A 22,618-nucleotide genomic window follows, 5' to 3' on the forward strand; every position below is an offset into this window, starting at 1 on the left:
CATGACGAGCGCCCACCCTCTCCATCTGGCCAGCCCCGGACAATACGCGCTGTGGCAGTTTCACCAACTGCACCCGAACAGCCATGCCTACAACATGGTGGCCGCACGCGAGTTGCGCGCCGACCTGGACGCACCCACGCTGTGCAGAGCCTTTACCCGAATCGTCGAACACTGCGACACCTTGCATTGCGGTTATCGCGAGCTGGATGGGCAACTCTGGATGCAGCGTCCCGAACACGTTCGCGTCGACGCCACGTTCCAGCGTAATGATGACCTGGATACGCCAGGGGTCGAGGCGTGGATCCAGCATCAGGCCGACCTGCCCTTTGATCTGGCTTCGGCCAACATCTGTCGTCTGCGCCTGCTGGAAAGCCGCGGCCGCCTCTATCTGTGCATGGCCGCGCACCACATCAGCGGGGACTTTCTCAGCGTCGAGTGGATGCTCAAACTGACCTTCGCCGCCTACCATGCCGAGCTCACGGGCCAGGCACTGGAGTTGCCGGAGCCGGGCTTGTACATCGAATGGTTGCACGACCAACGTGAGCTGCTGGCAAACGGCAAACTCACCGCCTCGTCCAACTACTGGCGCGAGCAACTCAGTGGCGCCCCGTCGGCCTTGGCCCTGACACCCGACCGAGCACGTCCGCGTACAGCTGATTTCGCAGGCAACGAGGTCGAATGGCTGCTCAGTGAAGCCCAGAGCAGCGAGCTGCGAACCCTGGCCGACGCGCACAATGTCAGCCTTTTTGTGCTCTTGGCCGGACTGTTCCAGCTGTTTATGCATCGCTACACCGACCAGGATGACTTCCTGATCGGCACACCGACCATGGACCGGCACAAAGCCAAGTACAAAAACCTGATCGGCTTCACGCTCAACAGCCTGCCACTGCGCGCCCGTTTCGATCACAACCCGACCCTGGCCGACTGCCTGCGCGAGACCGCCCAGCAACTGCGTGAAGGGTTGCGCCATCGCCGCTACCCGGCAGCCCGCATGCAGGAAGACGCCGGCAGCGGCCCGCTGTTCCACTGCATGATGACGTACATGCCCAGCCGTCGGGACGAGCACTTCAGCGAATACAGCTTGCACGAACACCTGTTCACGCAGCGCGGCGCAGCCAACGAGCTGAACCTGCGCTGGCAGGACGACGGCATCCAGTTGTTGGCGCAGTGGCGCTACCGTACCGACTTGTTTGATGAGCCACGGATAGCTCGGCTGGCCGAAGACTTCACCTGGTTCGCCAGTCAGGTTCATGCGATGCCGGGAGCCCGTGCCAGCGACCTGCCCGCCTGCGCACCGCACAGCGCTTCAGCGCAATCAGGGCGCCGCCGCCCGCCAGCCTTCGCTACTGCAGTGGCCGCCTTCGAGCATCAGGTGCGCACCCACGGCCAGCGCACCGCCCTGCGAGACCGCCACGGCGCACTCACCTATGCCGAGCTGGACCAGGCGGCGACCGAACTCGCTCAACAGTTACGCAACACCGGCGCGGGCGCAGGCCAGATCATTGCCCTGGCCTTGCCTCGCGGCCGTGCATTGATGACCGCCATGCTCGCCAGCTGGAAGCTGTCAGCGGCCTACCTGTGCCTGGACCCGAGCCTGCCGCAATCGAGGCAACAGCAATTGCTCGACAACAGCGGCGCCAGCGTACTGATCAACCCCGACCAGACGCTACAGCCCCTGACTCAGAGGGCTGCCGTCGCCAGCCCCACGCTCGACGCGGCCCATCCGCAGCAACTGGCGTACCTCATCTACACCTCGGGCTCGACCGGCACGCCGAAAGCCGTGCGCGTGACCCAAGGCAACCTGATTCACTACGCAGAAGCCGTCATGCGCCCCCTGGCGCTCAGCGAAGAGGCCAGCCTGACGGCGCTGGCCAGTGTCGCGGCCGACCTTGGCTACACCGCCTGGTTCGGCGCGCTGCTCAGCGGGCGAACGCTGCGATTGATAGATGACGAATTGGCCAGCGACCCGGAAGAGCTGGCACAAAGCCTGGCGGCAGAACCGGTCGACTGTCTGAAAATCGTCCCCTCGCACCTCAACGCATTGCTCGCAGTCGCCGACCCGCAACGCCTGCTACCGCGCCAATGCCTGGTACTCGGCGGCGAAGGCCTGGACCTGGCTTTGGTCAAGCGCCTGCAAGACCTGGCGCCAAGCTGCCGGATCATCAACCATTACGGCCCGACAGAAACCACCGTCGGCTGCCTGACCCAGGCAGTGGACAGCGCCGCTGCGAGCCTTTCAGGTTTCGCCCCGATCGGCCGGCCGCTGGACAACGTCGATGTACACGTGCTGGACCGTCATCTCACGCCCCTGCCAAGCGGCAGCGTGGGCGAGTTGTACATTGGCGGCGCGGGAGTCACCGATGGCTATCTGCAACAGCCGGCACTGACCGCAGAGCGGTTCATCCCCAACCCCTTCAGCGGAGACGGCCAACGCCTCTATCGCAGCGGCGACCGCGTGAGGATGCTGCCATCGGGGGCCATCGAGTTCCTAGGGCGTATCGACGATCAAGTCAAGATTCGCGGCTTTCGTATCGAGCCGGGTGAAATCGAAGCCTGCCTGCGGGCCTGCGCGGGAGTACGCGAAGCCGTTGTGGTGGCCCGGACGCTGGGTGACAGCGATGCAGCACGGCTGGTCGCTTATGTGGTGACGCAAACAGGGCTGGATCACGGGCAACTGCACCGCCAACTGGCCACCCAACTGCCCGAGCCCATGCTGCCAAGCCAGTACGTCGAACTGGAGCAATTACCCCGTTTGGGCAATGGCAAAATCGATCGCCACGCCCTGCCCACCCCGGTGCAGGAACACCCCCAGGACAAGCAACAAACGGCACCAAGGGACCCCGTCGAGGCGTTATTGCTGGACCTGTGGTGCAAGGTACTGGGTACCTCGTCACTGTCGATACACGATGACTTCTTTGCCTTGGGAGGCGACTCGATCATCGCCCTGCAATTGATCGCGGCGGCACGCAAGGCGCAGCTCAAGTTCAGCCCCAAGCATTTTTTCGCACACCCAACGATCGCCCAACTGGCCGCCACCCTGGACTCGCCCCTCAAGCAGTTGGAAAACCAGTTATCCGAGCTGTGGCGTGACGTGCTGCAACGCACGGATGTCAATCGCCAGGATGACTTCTTCGCTCTGGGCGGCGACTCCATCATTGCCCTGCAATTAATTGCCAAGGCACGTAAACAAGGGCTGCGCTTCACGCCAAAAGAGTTCTTCGCCCACCCGCGTATCGAGGCCTTGGCCACCCTGCTCAGTGGTCGCGAAGCCGCGCCTGTAGTGCCGGTAATACAAACTCCGCCACCTCTGCCGCCGACAGTCACACTGAACCACGCCGAACGCACGTCGCTGCAAGCCCTGGCGGGCTGCGAACTGGAAGACGCCTATCCACTTTCCCCCCTGCAAAAAGGCCTGCTGTTTCACAGCCTGCTGGAAGGCGGCAACGGGGTTTACGTCAACCAGTTACAAGCCGAATTGCAAGGTCCACTGCAACCTGAACGGTACCTGGCGGCGTGGCATGAAACCTTCGCCGCACATCCCTTGATGCGCACCGCCGTTCTCTGGCAAGGGCTCGACGAACCGATGCAGGGGATCTGCCGTGACCTGCAACTGCCGGTACAACGCCTCGACTGGAGCACACTCGACGAGCCGCAACGCCAACAGGCGCTGGCCGACTACTGCCAGGCCGACCGCGCACAGGGCTTCGACCCACAACGCCCACCGCTGCAACGGGTGGCACTGATCTACCTCGATCAGCAACGCACCTGGCTGATCTGGAGCCGCCATCACTTGATCGCCGATGGCTGGAGTTCGGTGATGCTGATGGAGGAAATTCTCGCCCGCTACAACAGCCTTCCGGTTGCACCTCGGCCGCCCTATCGCGCCTATATCGATTGGCTCGCCTTGCAGCCGCAAGCCCAGAGCCACGCTTATTGGCAGCAGCGCCTGGAGCGCTTCGAAGGCGCGGGCACGCTGCCCTGCCTGAGCCCGGCAGACAGCCAGGCGGCCCCTGTTTACTACACCCGCAGCCTGCAGCTGAGCGAAGCCCACACCGCCCAACTGAACCAACTCGGCAAAACCTGCCGAGTCACCCTCAATACCCTGGTGCAGGCCGCCTGGGGTTTATTGCTGGCACGCTGCAACAATCAGACTGACGTGATGTTTGGTGTCACCAGCAGCGGGCGCCCCGGCGATCTGCCGGATGCCGGGCAAATGCTCGGTGTGTTTATCAATACCCTGCCACTGCGCTTGCAAGCATCACCCGACCTGACCTTGGCCGACTACCTGCATCAGGTGCAATCCATCAGCGTCGGCATGCGCGAACATGAACAAACGCCACTGGCCGAGATTCTCCAGCAACACCCACGCGGCGCGGAGCTGTTCGACACCCTGCTGGTGTTCCAGAACCTGCCGGCACTCAGTGAGCGACAACTGCAATCCGGTGAGCTGACCCTTAAGGTCATCGACAACCTGGAGCAAACGAGCTACGGCCTCACGGTCGAAGTGCTGCCCGGTCGCTGCCTGCAGGTGCTGTTCAGCGCTGACGCCCAACGCTTGCCAGTGCCGTCGCTGCAGGCACTGATCGATCAACTGCACAGCCTCTTGCGGGCCATGAACACGGCTCCGGAGACACGCCTGGAGGCGTTGTCGATCCTCAGCGCACCGGAGCGCCAGCGCTTGCTGGACTGGGGTACCCACACCGCAACCTACAGCTTGGACGACAGTTGGGAGCAGCGCGTGGCCGCGCAAGTGGCGGCGCACCCACAACGGGTCGTCGCCCGTTGTGCCGGGCAGTCGCTGACGTACGCAGACATGTGGCAACGCTCGAACGCCATGGCTCGCGGGCTCCAGGCACTGGGAGCTCGACCCGACCAGCCGATCGTGCTGCTTGCAGACCGGGGAATCGAGTGGTTCTGCCTGATGATTGCGACCTTGCGGGCCAACGCTGCCTGGCTGCCGCTGGAGCCGTCGCAGCCTCCCGCTCGCTGGAAACAGGTGCTGGATCGCCTTGACCAGCCACTGGTGATCTGCAGCGCCGAGCACAGCGAACGCCTGGCCTCGGTCTACCAGGGGCATTGCGCCCTACCCGCCGACCTTGAAGCACTGAGTTCGGCCGGACGCTTGCCTGCGCAACCGGCACGCAACGACCAACTGGCCTACGTGCTCTTCACCTCCGGCTCGACCGGCCAGCCCAAAGGCGTGATGGTCACGCGTGCCGGCATGCTCAACAATATGCTGGCCAAGCTTGAGCCATTGGGGTTGAACCAGGACGATGTGATCGCCCAGACCGCACCGGCCTGCTTTGATATTTCAGTCTGGCAGACACTGACCGCACCGCTGTTCGGGGCCTGCGTGGAGATCATCGGCGACAGCCTGGTAAAAGATCCCCAGGCACTGCTCCAGGTCATCCAGGCGCGCCGGGTCAGCCTACTAGAGCCGGTGCCAGCGCTGCTGCAAGCCATGCTGGAAAGCCAGTCCGAGCAACCCACCGCCTTGCCGCACCTGCGCTGGGTCTTGCCCACCGGGGAAGCCTTGCCGGTGGCCACAGCCCAGGAATGGTTCCGCCATTACCCACACATTCCGTTGATGAACGCCTATGGACCGGCCGAGTGCTCTGACGACGTAGCGTTCCAACCGCTCCACGAAGCGCCGGCACAAGGCAGCAGCGTGGCGATCGGCCGGCCCACTGCGAATGCCGAGTTGTACGTCCTGGGTCACGACCTACAACCGTTGCCTGCGGGCATCGCGGGTGAGCTGGCAATCGGTGGCATCGGTGTCAGCCGCGGCTATCTGGCTGACCCATCGCGCACCGCCGCCAGCTTTGTTCCCAACCCGTTCGGCGCCGCTGGCAGTCGCCTGTACCTGAGTGGCGATCTGGCACGCTGGGGCGAAGATGGCGTGCTGCAGTACCTGGGCCGCAAGGACTTCCAGCTCAAGCTGCGGGGTTTCCGCATCGAGCCGGGCGAAATCGAAGCCCATCTGGAACAACACCCGGATGTACTGCGGGCGCTGGTCAACCTCCAGCACCTGGGCAGCAGCGACCTGTTGGTGGGCTATTGGCAGGGCCGTAGCGGGCATGCACTGAACGACAGCGTGCTGGCGCAATTCGTGCGCGACAGCTTGCCGGCGTACATGGTGCCAGCTCTCTGGGTACAGATGGACCACTGGCCGCACAATGCCAACGGCAAAGTCGACCGCAAAGCGCTGCCGGTGCCCACCCTGGACAGCATCGTTGTCGAGCCACTGGCGAGCGCCAACGAACACCTACTTGGCGAACTCTGGGCAACCCTGTTGCCACCGCAGCCGCTAGGGCGCAATAGCCACTTCTTCGAAGCCGGCGGCCATTCGCTGCTGGCCACAAGATTGATTGCCCGTATTCGCCAACGCTGCGCCCTGGAACTGCCGCTGCGCAGCGTGTTCGATGCACCGCTGCTGTGGCAACTCGCCGAACGCCTGGATGCCTTGGCGGCACAACCCGCCAGTCTTGCCCAGACAAGCCTGCTCCAGCCTGTCGAACGCCGTGCGCAGATGCCGCTGTCGCTGAGCCAGCAGCGTTTGTGGATGATCGATCGCCTCAACGGTCCATCGGCCGCCTATAACATGGCGGCCACCCTCAGCCTGCAGGGCGACCTGGACCTGAATGCGCTGCGCGCCACCTTCAACGCGTTGCTCGAGCGCCATGAAGTGCTGCGCACGGCCTATTCCGACATCGATGGCGAGCCGGTTTCGCTGATCGCACCGCACCTGGAAATGAACCTCACCCTGAGCGACGCCTCGCACCTGAGCGGCGAGCAACGGCAGGCCATGGCCGAGCAGCAAAGCCTGGACAACTTGAGGCTGCCCTTCGACCTGACAGAAGCGCCCTTGATCCGGGCCAGTGTGCTCAAGCTCGATGAGCACCAGCACCTGCTCTTCCTGGCCTTGCACCACCTGGTGGCTGACGGTTGGTCGGTGGGGGTGCTGATCAACGAGTTCAGCCAGTTATATGCGGCGCTGCGCGATGGCAAGGACGCACTCCTGGCGCCATTGCCGGTGCAGTACGCGGACTACGCGGTCTGGCAGCGCGAGTGCCTGCAGGGTGTGTCACTGGACCGCGAATTGGCGTTCTGGCAAACCCACCTCCAGGGCGCGCCACAGGTCTTGCAATTGCCCACGGACTGGCCACGTCCGGCACAGGCGGACGCCCGCGGTGCGGCCAGAACGCTGGAAATACCTGCACCGCTGCTGTCTCGTCTCGACGCCCTGGCCCTGGCTGAAGGGGTGAGCCTGTACATGTTGCTGCTCAGCACCTTCGAACTGCTGATGCACCAGCTGACAGGCACCGACGAGTTGTTGCTGGGCACCGATGTGGCAGGTCGCGACGAGGCCAGCCTGGAAGGGCTGATCGGTTTCTTCGTCAATGTCCTGCCCTTGCGTTCACGCCGGCTTGCCGGGGATCGCTTCAAGGACTTCCTGGGTCGCACCCGCGACACTTGCCTGGAAGTGTTCGAGCACCCGGCATTGCCTTTTGACCGGATCGTCGACGCCCTGCAAGTGCCGCGCGAGCGCAGTCGTAACCCACTGGTGCAGGCGTTGTTTGTCCTGCAAAACACCCCACACAGTGATTTCTCGATCCCGGGCCTGGAGGTGCAGATGCAGCCTCCCGCCGAGCGCACCAGTAAATTCGACATGGCCCTGTTTCTTGAGCGCCAGGGCGATGTCATGCGCGGCGACTGGGTCTACGCCCGCACCTTGTTCAAGGGCGAGCGCATCGACGCCTTGATCCGCGCCTGGCTGAGCCTGTTGCAGCAGGTAGTCGATCAACCCGACGCCCCCCTTACCCTGTTCTCCGTCACGCTGCCTTCTGTGGAGTCACCGGCCTTGGCACACCCAACCCCATCGTCCAGCAAGCTCGACAAATTGAAAAAGATCCCGGCCCGCGCTTCCGCGCCCAAGCCGCTTATTCGAACGTCCGCCCTGCTACCCGGTCGCGAGTTTCCACTGCTGATTGAACCCGGCGCACCCGACCTGGATCCGGTGGGCTGGGCCCAAAGCTCGCGAGACCTGATCGATACCCTGCTATGCCGGCATGCCGGCCTGCTGTTTCGCGGGTTCGCCCTCGACGATGCCAAGGCTTTCGAAGCCTTTGCCGAGGCCATTCATCCTGGGCTGTTCGGGGGCTACGGCGACCTGCCGAAAAAAGAAGGGGGGCGCAACATCTACCGTTCTACGCCTTACCCCGAGCGGGAAATGATCCTGTTTCACAACGAGAGTTCGCACCTGCCCCGCTCGCCTCGCAAGCAATGGTTTTTTTGCGAACAGCCCTCCCCGGTTGGCGGCGCCACGCCCATCGTCGATTGCCGCGAGCTGTACCGTCGCTTGCCCACGGCACTCGCCGAGCGCTTCGAACGTAAAGGCTTGCTCTATGTGCGCACCTTCACCGAGCGCCTTGACGTCAACTGGCGGGAGTTTTTCAAGACCGACAGCCGTGCCGAGGTCGAGGCCCTGTGCCAGGCCAGTGGTACCGAGTGGCGTTGGCTGGCCAATGATGAATTGCAAACCCGCACCCACTGCCCCGCGGTGATCCGTCATCCGGTGAGTGGCGAGCGCAGCTTCTTCAATCAGATCCAGTTGCACCACACCTTCAGCCTTGAAGCCCAGGTGCGCGAAGACCTGCTGCGAATGGTTGGTCAGGAGCGCATGCCGCGCCAGGTGTACTTCGGTGACGGCAGTCCCATCGACAACGAAACCATGTCCTTGATCGGTCGCCTCTATGAAGAGTGCGCCGTGCGTTTCGATTGGCAACGTGGCGATGTGGTGATGCTCGACAACCTGCTCGCCGCCCACGCTCGGGACCCGTTTGAGGGAGCACGAAAAATCGTCGTGGCCATGGGCGACATGCATGAGCCCGCTCGGCTTGCGAGCCACAACAACGCCATGGAACTGCAGGATTGAGCCTCACAATGAATGACAATGCGCAAATCAGTCATGGCCTGCCGCTCAGCGCAGAGCAGGTCCTCGCCGTGCAGAACAACCGTCTGCCCTTGCGCCTGGGGATGAACCTGGTCGGTGCGGTGCACCCTGGCCAGTTACATGAAGCGTTGCTGCAAGTGGTCGAACGCCACACCAGCCTGCGTGTCGCACTGCGACCGTCGAGCCTGTACCGAAGCCTGCGCCAACATGTCGTTGAGACGAGCGTGGAGTGGCATGTCCTGGACGCCTCTATGTCCAGCGCCGAACAGCAACAACAGTCTGAAAACCTGGCGGCCACCCCACTGGCCGTCGACAGTGGCTGCCTGGTTCGCGGCATCCTGCGCCCACTGGCCGCCAGCGAATGGCACCTCGACCTGCAAGTAGCGGCCTGCGCAAGCGATCGCCTCAGCCTGCACAATCTGTTCACCGAACTGACGCAGCTTTACGCCCATCCCGCTTCGACACTGGAAGAGGCCTTCCAGTATTCGCAGTACGTCGAGTGGCGTAATGATTTGGATGCCGATGAAGAGGCCCCCATAGGCCGCGCCTACTGGGCGGGGCTGGGGCTTGATGAGGCGCTGCCAATGCACCTTGGCGCCCGGCGTGAGCCCTTGGCCCAGACGGCTGCCACACAGGCCGAGCAGGCGCTGCCGGCGGAGCTGTACCGAGCCCTTGAACAACTCGCCGATCAACAACAGCAACCTCTGGGCACGCTGCTGCAAGCGGCCTGGTGGCTGCTGTTGGCACGCATCAGCGGGCGTGGGAATTTCGCCGCCGGCTGGCAACAGGATTGCCGTATCGACTACGAGACCTTGGCCGACGGCATCGGGGTTTATGAGAAGGTTCTGCCACTGGTACTCAAGCTCGACTTGAGCAGCACATTCGACCAGTGGATGCACAGCCTGGCGAGTCAACTCGAAGCACACACCCAGCAGCAGGAATATTGGAACGTCGCCACCTGCGCCGCGACCCAGCATCGCCAAGTAGGCTTCCACCTCGTCAATCACTGCCCAGCAATCAGCAGCGGCAGCCTGCACTGGACCGTGGATGCGTTACCCGGTGTCGACGCAGATTTCGAACTGGCGCTGCAAGCCAGCCTGAATGAGCAGCACCCAGGCCTGCACCTGAGTCTGCAATCGCCAAGCGGGCATTACGCCGAGAACGACCTTCAATGCCTGCTGGAGCAATATGCTTGCCTGCTCCAGGCACTGCCCCAACAGCATGACAGCCACGCCCTGGGCGAGTTGCCACTGAGTAGCACCCTGCACCGTGAACGCCAACTGCAATTGAATGGTCCCACCCGTGACTTCGGCTCCCGCGCGCTGATCCAGCGTTTGGCAGACTGGGCCGAACAAACACCGGATGCGCCTGCTTTGCAGGAAGCCAACCAAACCCTGAGCTACCGGCAACTGCACGATCAGGTCGAACACTTGGCCGGTGCCTTGCGCACGCGGGGCATCGGTCGCGAATCGACTGTTGCCCTGTTGCTGCCGCGCTCGACAGACTTGCTCCTGGGCGTATTGGCGGTGCTGCGTTCCGGCGCCGCCTACGTCCCTCTCGATCCAGCCTGGCCAGCCGCCCGCTTGGAAAAAATCCTCGCCGATGCCCAACCACACTTACTCATCGGTACGACCCAAGGCACTCGTATGGCCGAGTTGCAAGACTCGCCGCCCGCGGCTGCGGTTGCCGTCGACAGCATCGCCCTCGGCGATGCTGCGTATCTGCTCTACACCTCCGGCACCAGCGGCGAACCCAAGGGCGTAATCATCGAGCACGCCAACCTGCTCAACTACACCGCCGCGATCAGCGAAGCCCTGGACCTGGCGCAGTGCAAACGCTTCGCCCTGATCTCCTCGGTTGCCGCAGACCTGGGCAACACCACCTTGTATGGCGCGTTGTGGAATGGCGGGTGCCTGGTCATCGCCAGCGATGAGGCCTGCCGTGATGCCTCCGCGTTCGCCCGCTACATCCGCGAGCAACAGATCGACTGCCTGAAAATCGTCCCATCCCATCTGGCTGCGCTGCTGGAAGACCAGGCCAGCGTTCTGCCGAAGGTGGTAATACTCGGGGGCGAACCCTGCCCTGCCGTCTTGCGCCAGCGCATCCAGCAATTGGCACCGGAAAGCCGAGTGCACAACCACTACGGCCCGACCGAAACCACGGTTGGCGTGCTGTACAGCCACGGCCAGGCGTTCGACCATCACGCGCCATTGCATCTGGAACGGGCTCTGGCCAACACCGTTGCCCGGGTGCTCGAAGCCACCCGCGCCGGCCTGCAGCCGGCGCCCCTGGGTGCCTTGGGCGAGATCTACATTGGCGGCGCACAAGTCAGCCGCGGCTACCTGAACCGCCCTTCGGATGCCTTTATCGACGACCCTCTGCAACCGGGTCGACGCCTGTACCGCACGGGGGACTTGGCACGGCTGGCGGCGGATGGCAGCTTGCACCTGGCGGGGCGCAGCGACCAGCAAATCAAGATTCGAGGTTTTCGCGTCGAACCGGGAGAGCTCGAAGCCGCGCTCCTGGCGCTGAACGGCGTCAGCCAGGCGGTGGTGCATTTCAGCGCCGGCCAGTTGCTGGCTTATGCCGTCAGCCCCCGGCAAAGCGCCGAATTGCTCGACCAATTGCGCCCACAGCTTCCCGACTACCTGATGCCCACCCAATTGCTGTGTGTGCAGGCACTGCCTCGATTGGCCAATGGCAAGATCGACTACGCCGCACTCCCCGCCCCTGAGAGCCTGACCAGCCAACGCGTCGAGCTGCCGCCACGCGATGCGCTCGATGGGCTGCTGCTGGACCTTTACAAAGACCTGCTTGAACGCGACACCCTGAGTATCAGCGACAGCCTGTTCGACCTGGGCGGCCATTCGTTGATTGTCATCAAGCTCTGTACCCGCCTGCGCAGCTTGCTGCACCTGGAAGTGCCGCCGGCAACGGTCTTCGACCACCCGAGTATCGAGACCCTGGCGGACGCCCTACGCGCGCAGGAAAGCCAGCCTGGACGGCTGCTGAAGATCGCCGAGCTGCGACGGGTGCTGGCCGCAATGCCCGCCGAGGAACGCGCCGCCTTGCAGGCCCGCGCACAGAACAACGCAAACCCTGATGCCCCAAGGATGTGACGCCATGGAACTCAATGCACAGCACCTTGCCGAGCGCATCGCCAGGCTCACCCCGAACAAACGCGAGGCGTTCGCCGCCGCGCTCGCGGCGCAAGGGATAAAGCTCAGCCGCCTGCCGATTGTGCCGGCGGCCGACGAAGGCCCACGCCCGCTATCGTGGGCACAGCAACGCCTGTGGTTTCTCTATCGCCTCGACCCGGCCAGCAGCGCCTACAACATGCCTGCGGCATTGCGCCTGCGCGGCACGCTCGATCTGACTGCGCTGCAACGCAGCTTCGATCAACTGCGGCAACGGCATGCCATCTTGCGCAGCACCTTTGACGAGACCGACGGCCAGGCGCGGCAGATCGTCCATGAGCAATTGCCCATGGTGCTGACGCACGTGGATCTCTCTGAAGCCGATTGCACGGATCAGCCGCTGCGCCTGCAACAGCTGATCGATGCCGAGACCAACCGCACCTTCGACTTGCAGCAGGCTCCACTGCGCGGCCTCGTCGCCAAACTCAGTGATCGCGAGCATGTGCTGATCCTGACCGCACAACACATAGTCGCGGACGGTTGGTCCCTGGGGATTCTGGTCAAGGAGCTGGCCGCATTCTACAGCGCGGCCCTGGAAGGCCAGGAGGCACAGTTGCCGCCCTTGCCGATCCAGTATCACGACTACGCGCTCTGGCAGCAGACCAGCCTCAGTGACAGTGCACTCGCCCCTGAGCTGAACTATTGGCGCGAACACCTGGCCGGCGACCAGCCATTGCTTGAGCTCCCCACCGACCACCCTCGGCAGAAGCACTCAAGCGGCCGCGGCGCCCGCCATTACCTCACCCTTGAGGCCCCGCTGTGCCAAGCCTTGCGAGCGATGGCAAAAACCCGTGGCACGACCTTGTTCACCGTACTGCTCAGTGCGTTCAATGTGCTGTTGTACCGCCTCAGCGGCCAGACTGACTTGCGCGTCGGCGTGCCGGTGGCCAACCGCACGCGGGTGGAAACCGAAGACTTGATCGGCTGTTTCATCAACACCCTGGTCATGCGTTGCGAACTCCATGGCGGGCAAAGCTTCAACGAGCTACTCGCCAACGTCAACGATACCCGGCGCAAAGCGCTCGAGCATCAGCAACTGCCCTTCGAACGCCTGGTGCAAGCACTCGAACCAGAGCGCCAGTTGTCGCACTCACCGCTGTTCCAGGTGATGTTCAACCTGCTCGACGAGCACACCCCGCGTCGCCTGCAATTGCCGGGGCTGGAGATCGAAGAGATCGAGCGCGAGCAGATGACTGCGCAATTCGACCTGGTGCTCAATGTCGTGGAGCGCAGTGACCGGCTTGAAGTGTGCTTCACCTACAACAGCGACCTGTTCGAGCACGCCAGCATCGTCGGCCATGCCCACAGCTATGGCGTCCTGCTTCAGGGGCTGGTGCAGGCGCCGGAGCAAAGAATCAGCCAGGTACCGATTCGCGATGCCGACGACGAACAGCGCCTGCTCACCCAATGCCAAGCCTCCCTGACACTTTCGCCGCTGCCCGAACTGGTCCACGTTCGATTGGCTGCGCAAATGGCAAAAGCCCCCGATAGCGTGGCGTTGATCCATGACAACCAGTGCTGGAGCTACGCCGAACTGCAGCATCGGGCAGAGCAGGTCAGCCGTCATTTGCTGGCACTGGACCTGCCTGCGGAGTCACGCATCGGCCTGTGCCTGCCCCGTGGGCTGGATATCGTTGCCGCCGTGTTCGGCGTCCTCAAGGCCGGGCTGGCCTTCGTGCCGCTGGACCCGCAATTTCCAGCGGAACGCTTGGCCCACATGATGGAGGATGCGGACATCCGCCTGGTGTTGGTCGCGCCCTCCACCGAACCAGTCATGGCGCCCTACCAACGGCCGTGCCTGGATCTGACAACCCTGGACAGCACCTCAGCCGCGTTGGCCTCCACGCCAAGCGAACGCACGGTGCACCGCGAGCAGCTGGCCTACGTCATCTACACCTCGGGCTCCACCGGCAAGCCCAAGGGCGTGGCAGTCACCCACCGCTCGCTGGCCGGTTATGCTGAAGTCGCCCGGGCCTATTACGGCGTCAGCGCCACGGATCGCGTGCTGCAGTTCTCGACGTTCAACTTCGATGGCTTCGTCGACCAGCTGTTCCCGCCCCTGGTCTGCGGCGCCAGCCTGGTGGTGCGCGGCCCCGAACTCTGGGACAGCCGCGAATTCCATGCCCGGCTCTATCGCCACGGCATCACGGTGGCAGCCTGCCTGACCACCGCGTATTGGTTCCAACTGGCCCAGGACTTCGCCCTTGAACCGGCCGAGGCGTATGGCGCCCTGCGCCTGGTCAGCGTCGGGGGCGAAGCGATGCCACCCGAGGGCCTCAACGCCTGGCGCAAGGCGGGCCTGTCCCATGTCCGCCTGCTGAATATCTATGGCCCCACGGAAATCACTGTGGTGTCGAGCATCCAGGACTGCACCGAGCTGCTGGCCAACCCAAGCCTGCCGGTGCAAATGCCCATCGGCGCACCCCTGCCCGGGCGCGCCTATTACTTGCTCGACCGCGATGACAACCTGGCACCGGAGGGTGTACCAGGAGAACTGTGCATCGGTGGCGACCTGTTGTCCCGTGGTTACCACGACGTTCCCGGACTGACCGCCGAGCGTTTTTGCCCCGACCCTTTCGGTGCGCCGGGCAGCCGCCTGTACCGCACCGGTGATCGGGTACGACGCTTGCCCAACGGCACATACGAGTACCTTGGGCGCATCGACCAACAGGTCAAGCTGCGCGGCTTCCGCATTGAACTGGGGGAAATCGAATCACGCCTGCAGAGCCATCCGCAAATACGCCAGGCCGTGGTCATCGTCCGTGAGGACCGCCCTGGCGATCATCGCCTGGCCGCCTATGTGGTTTATCACGCAGCGCCCATGGACCTCGTGGCACTGCGCGAGCACGTCTGCGAGCACTTGCCTGAATACATGGTGCCGTCGGCCTTTGTAGCGCTGCAGCAATTGCCGCTGACGCCGGGTGGCAAGCTCAATCGAGCCGCCCTGCCGGCCCCCGACTATGCCGTGCAGAACACTCAGGTACGCGAGCCGCAGAGCGAGGCTGAACGTCAGTTGCTGGTGCTTTGGCAGGACGTGCTGGGGCTTGAGTCGATCGATACCCAGGACAACTTCTTCGCGCTGGGCGGGCACTCGCTGCTGGCCGCTCAGTTGGTCACGCGAATCCGCTTGAAGCTGCACGTCGAAATGCCGCTGCGCGCACTGTTCGAAGCACCGACGATCGCCCAACTCGCCGCGCTCTTATCCAAGGCCACTGCGAGCAGTGAAGCGCCGATCACCCCGGCACCGGTCCCCGCCCATGGCCGTCGCGTGCTGTCCCACGCGCAACAAGGGATGTGGCTGGTGCAAGCCATGCAACCTGAAAGCTCGGCGTATCACATTCCCAGCGCCGCACGCTTGCACGGCCGGGTGGACATCACCGCCTTGCATCAGGCCTTCCAGGCCCTGGTAGAGCGCCATGAAGCCTTGCGCAGCAGCTTTCATGAACTCGACGGGGAGTTGTTTCTACGGGTCCAGGACAGCGTTGAGCTGCCATTGCCCCTGCACGACCTCAGCGCACTGGCAGACGATGAGCGCGAACCTGGCGCCAAGCGACTGCTGATCGACCTGGCCACTCGCAGCATTGATTTGCGCCAGGCACCGCTGATTCGCCTGCATTTGATCAAGCTCAAGAGCGACGAACACATCCTGCTGCTGGTGCTGCACCATATTGTTTCAGACGGTTGGTCCATGGGCGTGCTGATACAAGAACTCAGCCAGCTCTATGGCTCTGCCCTGACCGGGACCACACTGGCACTCGCGCCCCTGCCCATCCAATACTCCGACTACGCCGCGTGGCAGCAGCGTTTCCTTGATGAGCCAATGCTTGAGCGTCAACTCGGCTACTGGAAACAGGCACTGGGTGAGCCGCAACCGCCTCTGGAGCTGTTCACTTATCGACCGCGCCCCGCCGCCATGAGCGGACAAGGCGCACGAGTGCAATTTCGCATCCCCGAGGCCGGTTCCCAGGCCCTGAAACAGCTGTGCCTGGCAAATGGGGCAACGCTGTTCATGGGTTTGCTGGGGGTCTTGCAGTTGTGCCTGTATGCACAAAGCGAACGCCCGCACCCGGTGATCGGCACGGACGTCGCCAATCGCAACCATGCTGAAACCGAAGGGCTCGTTGGCTTTTTCATCAACCAGTTGGCCCTACGCGGCGACCTGACCGCAGACCCGACGTTCAGTGCGCTCCTGCAACGCTTGCGCACTCAGGTACTGGACGCCTTCAAACATCAGCAATTGCCCTTCAACAAACTGATCGAGGCGCTCAACCCGCCCCGCAGCCTGGCCTACAACCCGTTGTTCCAGGTCAAGCTGGTGCTGCAAAACCAGCCGACAAGCCTGCTGCAGATGCCGGGGATCGAGTTTGTACCCGAGCGCATCGAACACGGCCAATCCCAATTGGACCTGCACCTGACGGTCGAAGAAGACCAGGGTGAACTGGCCTGTACCTTGAAGTACAGCACCGACCTGTTCGATGCCACCGGCGCCGAGGCATTCGCCAACGCCTTCAGTGAGCTGCTCGAACAAGTGGTGGCCGATGCCGAACAGTCGGTGCAGGCCCTGACCCAACCACTGAAACAGCGCCTTCATGAGCAACACTTGAAACAGCTGAGCGTACGTAACGAGCAGAGCCTGGCACGCTTGGGCAGCGCACGTCGCCGTACTCGATTCACCCCTGACACGATGGAGGGATAAGACATGAACGGTCCCGCGACACTCAAGCTGGGCGGCATGCGCCGCAAACCGATTCGCCTGGACGAAGACACACTGGTCACCTTCAGGCCGCTCAACGACGGCCAGGACTACACCGCGGTGTGTGAACCTGCCGGCCGGCGTTAGCCTCATCGCCTGGGCGCAGGCCCATCGAGAGTTGATCGAACGCAAGCTGCTGGAACACGGCGCGCTGCTGTTTCGCAATTTTCAGGTGGACAGTGCCGAAGCCTTCGACCGTTGCATCAGCTCACTCTCGGGCGGTGCACTGGAGTACAAGTTCCGGGCTTCTCCGAGAACCCAGGTTGACCCGCGCCTGAACATCTACACCTCCACGGATTACCCGCAAGATCAGCGTATTTTCCCCCACAACGAACACTCTTACTCCCCCATATTTCCGTTGAAAATCTTCTTGTGGTGCGATGTCGCGCCGCTGTGGCGCGGTGAAACCCCGATCGGCGATACCCGCGCCATCAGCCGCGGCATCGATCCGGAAATCCGTGAGCGTTTTGCCCGCTTGGGCATTATGTATGTACGCAATTATGGCGACGGCTTCGGCCTACCCTGGCAGAACGTTTTCCAAACCGAGGACCGTGCCCAGGTCGATGCCTACTGCGCCAGCGTCGGTATCCAGACCGAGTGGAAAGAGCACAATCGACTGCGCACGCGACAGGTCGGCCCGGCCCTGGTCCGGCACCCACGCACGGATGAAATCCTGTGGTTCAACCACGCGACGTTTTTCCATGTGAGCACCTTGCCCGCCACCGTGCGTGATGCCCTGCAGGCCGACTTTGCCGACGATGACTTGCCGCAGAACACCTTCTATGGCGATGGCAGCCCCATCGAGCCCGAAGTCCTTGAGCACCTGCGCTCGGTGTACCTGCAGAACATGATTGAGTTCACCTGGCAACACGGGGATGTGTTGTTGCTGGACAACATGCTCTCAGTGCATGCGCGCAACGAATACGACAGCCCGAGGCGCATTCTGGTCTCAATGGCCGAAGCCCTGAACAGCACTGATGTGGCGCTCAAATCCTGACGCGCCCCCAGCTTTCCAGATCGTTGCAACTGACCGTTGTCACTGACTTTGCCCCCATCATCAAGGCACCCATATCATGTCCAGCATCGCCCTCGAGGGCTTTCGCCCTGCCCTGCAACAAACCGCCCAATGGTCGCGTGCCGAGGAGCGCAACGCAGTCCTGTACCTGACGCTTGCCCTGCCGGAGGGGATCGATCGCACCGCCTTGCGTACCGCACTGGCAGAGGTTCTGGAGCGTAACGAAATCCTGCGCACCCGGCTGGTCACCAGCCCGGGCATGGATCTGCCGGTGCAAGTCATCGCCGATCAGGTGCTGATCGACTGGCGTGAGGCTGACGCCGCCGAGCCTGACGCCGCGCTGAAGTCCTCGCTGCGTGAAGCGCTGGATCAACCCCAGCCACCCGCGCTGGCCGTGGCCCTGCTGCCATCGACGCCCGCCACGCTGCTGCTGGCAGTGCCCGCCGCCACTGCCGACATCACCACCCTCGAACAACTGTTGCAGGAGTGGCAGGCGCTGTATCAGGGCTCTGAGCTGCCGGAGCCGTCTGTACAGTTCGCCGACTTCGCCGAATGGCAGTTCGAACACCTGAGCAGCAGCGACAGCGATGCGGGCCGTGCATTCTGGCAACGCCAGCAGGCTCCGGACTTGCTGGTGGCCATGCACCCGTTCCAGCGCAGCCAAGCAAATGCGGCACGGCAAATGGCCTGTGTCGAGCACAAGCCTGATCTGGAGCTTCAGGACCGGCTCAACAGCGCCCTTGCGGGCCTCGACACCCCGGCACCGACGTTGTTCGGCCTGTGCTGGGCGGTGCTGCTGCAGCGCCATCTAGGCCAGTCTCAGGTGCTTCTGGGCTGGGAACATCAGGGCCGCAACAGCGCCACCGCAGGCGCCCTGGGCCCGTATGCCAAGCGTCTGCCCCTGCTGCCGGCCCTGGACGACCATCAGTCGTTGAGCAATGCGCTGGCTGGGTTTTCGTCGTTATTGAAGGAGGCTCAAGCCTGGCAGGAAGAGTGGCCGGTGCAGTCGCAAAGCACCCCGTTTGGCTTTCGCATGCGCCAACCGCTGTCCTCTGCCTGGCCGGTGCTGGCCCTGGAAGGGGAACCTTGCCCCCACGCCTTGCTGCTGGACGTCACCAAGCATGCAGGCGGTTTTGATTTTCGCCTGCACTATGACGCCGCCACACTGGACGCCAGCGGGGCACAGATGCTGCTCGATCAGTTCATGACGCTGACCCTGCAAGCCAGCGCCAGCAGCTCGCAAGCGCTGCGCGACGCCAATGGTATCAGCACGGTTCACCAGCACTGGTTGGCCGCGTTGAACCAGACCCGCAACGACCTGCCCGCCCCGGCACTGTTGCAGCAGCTGTTCGAAGCACAGGTCGAGCTGCAACCCGATGCCATCGCCATCACCCATGGCGACCTGCACCTGAGTTATCGAGCCCTGGAGCGCCAGGCCAATCAGGTGGCCCACCAACTGCGCAAGGCAGGCCTGGCAGCCGGGCAACCTGTAGGCCTGTTCATGGGGCGCTGCACCGAGGCCATCGTGGGCATCCTGGGCATCCTCAAGGCCGGGGGCGCGTACCTGCCGCTGGACCCCAGCTACCCGGCCGAGCGCCTGAGCGACATGCTGGAGCAGACTCGTGCCCCGCTGCTGCTGAGCCTGAGCGGCCTGCAAGCACGCCTGCCCAAGGGCGACTATGCAACCCTGTGGCTCGACCAGATGGACGCTGACAGCGACCACGAGCAACGGCCGGAGCCCATCACCGATGCCGACAGCCTGGCCTATCTGATCTTCACGTCGGGTTCCACCGGACGCCCCAAAGGCGTGATGGTTTCGCACCGCAATGCCGTGCATTCGACCTCGGCGCGTTTTCTCGTCTACCAAGAGCCACTTGAAGCCTTCCTGCTGGTCTCGGGGCTCTCGTTCGACAGTTCGGTAGCCGGGCTTTTCTGGACCTTGGGTCGCGGCGCTCGCCTGTGCCTGCCCCATGACGACCTGGTGCAGGATGCCCTGGCCCTGGGCCGCTTGATCGCCACACAGCGCATCAGCCACACACTGATGCTGCCATCGCTGTATGCCCAGGTTTTGGAGCAGGCCGCGGACCAGATGGGCAGCTTGCGCTGTGCCATCGTCGCCGGTGAAGCCTGCCCGGCCAGCCTCGCCAGGCAACACCGTGAACGCTGCAGCCACGCGCAGTTGTATAACGAGTACGGCCCGACCGAAGGCACCGTATGGTGCACTTGCTACCCTGCCCGCGGCGATGAACAAGGCGTGCTGCCCATCGGCAAGGCCATCCCGAACATGCAGGTGTATGTGCTTGACGAGCACCTGCAACCAGTCGCGGCCGGCGTGACCGGAGAGATCTACCTGAGTGGCGCCGGTATCAGCCAAGGCTACCTGGGACGGCCTGACCTGAGCGCCGAACGGTTTCTGAACAACCCGCTGGATCCGGCAGGCACCGCCCTGTACCGCAGCGGTGACCTGGGCCGGCTCAACCCCCAGGGCGATATCGAATTTCTCGGGCGCGTGGACGACCAGGTCAAGATTCGCGGGTTCCGCATTGAGCTGGGTGAAATCGAAGCACGCTTGCTGACCCATCCCGGGGTTCGTGAAGCAGCCGTGGTGGCGCGCCCGAACGATCTCGGAGACACCGAGCTGGTCGCCTACCTGGTGGCCCGCGACGTCTGCCCCGGGGCCATCGCCTTGCAGGCCTACCTGAGCACCCAGGTTCCCGAACACATGTTGCCCAGCGCCTACGTGATGCTGCCGGCCTTCCCCTTGACGCCCAACGGCAAGCTGGACCGCAAAGCCCTCCCCGCCCCGGCCCGTGAACGCCAGGCCAGCTACCGCGCCCCGCGCAACGAACGCGAGACACTGCTCGCGGAGCTGTGGAGCCAAGTGCTCGGTGTGGAGCGCGTCGGCCTCGATGACAACTTCTTCGAACTGGGCGGCCACTCCCTGACCGCTACCCGGCTGGTGTCGCGCCTGCGCAGCAGCCTGGGGCTTGAAGTGCCGGTGCGGGCACTGTTTCAACATCCAACGCTGGGGGCATTCGTCGAACAGGCGCTCCCCAAGGCGCAGGTGTCGACTCTGCCAAAGATCACCGCCCAGCCTCGCAATCACTCGATCCCGATGTCCTATGCTCAGGAACGACTCTGGCTGTTCGATCGACTGCACCCGGGCAGCACCACGTACAACGTGCCCGAATCGGTGCGCCTGCACGGCGACCTGGACCTGTCGGCGCTGGAGCGCAGCTTCACCGCGCTGCTGCAGCGTCATGAGGGGCTGCGCACCACCTTCACCCTGGAACATGCACAGCCCGTGCAGCGCATCAGCCCGGCGCAGCACTTCACCCTGTCGCTGATTGACCTGAGCCTGCTTAGCGACGGCGAGCGTCAGCAACGCCTGCTCAGCGAGCTGCAGGCCCAGGCAGCGCACCGTTTCGACCTGGAGCATGGGCCATTGATCCGCGCCGGCGTGGTTCGCCTCTCGGCCCAGGAGCACGTGCTGTGGCTGACCTTGCACCACATCGTCTTCGACGGTTGGTCGATGCGCGTGTTCACCCGTGAACTGACCCAGCTCTATTCGGCATTCAGCAAGGGCCAGCCCTCTCCGCTGAGCGAGCCACAACTGCATTACCCGGATTTTGCGCAATGGCAACGTCGCGAACTCAACCACAGCGTCCTCAAGCCGCAACTGGACTTCTGGCTGCAGCACCTGGGCGCCGATCGAACCCTGTTGCAGTTGCCCTGCATGTTGCCGCGCCCGGCGCTGCCCAGCCATCGGGGCGGCGAGCACAGCTTTGAGCTGGGTCAGGACATGACGCACGCCCTGCACACCTACAGCCGGGAACAGGGTGCGACCCTGTTCATGACCCTGCTGGCGGCGTTCAACGTATTGCTGGCCGGTCATAGCGCCCAGCAGGCCGTACGCATTGGTATTCCTATCGCCAACCGGCATCACCAGGAACTGGAGGGGCTGATTGGCTTCTTCGTCAACACCCTGGCCTTGCGCACAGACATGACAGGGAACCCAGGGTTCAAGCAGGTGCTGGAGCAGGTCCGCACTCACTTGCTGAACGCCCATGCCAATCAAGACCTGCCGTTCGAACAGCTGTTGCAGGCGCTACCCAACTCACAACAACACAGCGCACCGCTGGTCCAGGTGATGTTCGACCTGCATCGGGAACGCAGCCTGACCTCTTCCGAGTTCGGTGAGCTGACGATTGCACCGATGAACGAAGACACAGGCAAACGCAGCACGCTGTTTGATCTGATGCTAGACGTCAGTGAGCGTGAACAAGGGCTGATCGCCACCTTCACCTACAGCACCGACGTGTTCGAACACGCCAGTATCGTGGCCTTGGGCGAGGACTTGCGTGCCCTGCTCGACACGGTCTTGAACCAGACAGCACCGTCTTTCGACACCCTGGTGCAACAGCTCACGCCAATGAGCCGGCCGCGCCTCGACACGCGCCCGGACAGCCGAGCACAGGTGATGCAGGCCCTGCAAGAAGTACTGGGGCAGACGGTGCTCGACGATCAGGCCAACTTCTTCGAAGCCGGTGGCAGCTCACTCAAGGCAGTCCTACTGTGCGCACACCTCCAGGCGTTGTGGGGCACAAAAATCCCCGCTCACCTGGTGTTCCTCAACCCGTTGCTGGCCGACCTGACAAGCGTCTTGAGTCGCTACAGCAACGCCACGCAGGCGTAAGGCA

General features: G+C 63.4%; 4 protein-coding genes and 1 pseudogene. All 5 read left to right on the top strand.

Going from position 1 to position 22,618, the window contains the following annotated elements; genetic code table 11:
* Position 1: 1 nt before the first annotated feature.
* A complete protein-coding gene (locus M1B34_RS25445) occupies positions 2–8,935 on the top strand; it encodes a non-ribosomal peptide synthetase (protein ID WP_268266566.1) in 8,934 nt (2,977 codons plus the stop codon).
* Between the two features lie 8 nt (positions 8,936–8,943).
* Positions 8,944–12,072, top strand: coding sequence for a non-ribosomal peptide synthetase (locus M1B34_RS25450; protein ID WP_268266567.1), 3,129 nt, complete (start codon positions 8,944–8,946; stop codon positions 12,070–12,072).
* Between the two features lie 4 nt (positions 12,073–12,076).
* Complete coding sequence (locus tag M1B34_RS25455) at positions 12,077–16,846, top strand: non-ribosomal peptide synthetase (protein ID WP_268266568.1); 4,770 nt, start codon at positions 12,077–12,079, stop codon at positions 16,844–16,846.
* A 3-nt stretch (positions 16,847–16,849) separates the two neighbouring features.
* Positions 16,850–17,900, top strand: a pseudogene (locus M1B34_RS25460) (TauD/TfdA family dioxygenase).
* A gap of 76 nt (positions 17,901–17,976) precedes the next feature.
* Positions 17,977–22,614, top strand: a complete 4,638-nt coding sequence (locus M1B34_RS25465; protein ID WP_268266569.1) for a non-ribosomal peptide synthetase — start codon at positions 17,977–17,979, stop codon at positions 22,612–22,614.
* Positions 22,615–22,618: the final 4 nt, after the last annotated feature.

This window comes from Pseudomonas morbosilactucae (assembly GCF_023241715.1).
Lineage (GTDB): Bacteria > Pseudomonadota > Gammaproteobacteria > Pseudomonadales > Pseudomonadaceae > Aquipseudomonas > Aquipseudomonas morbosilactucae.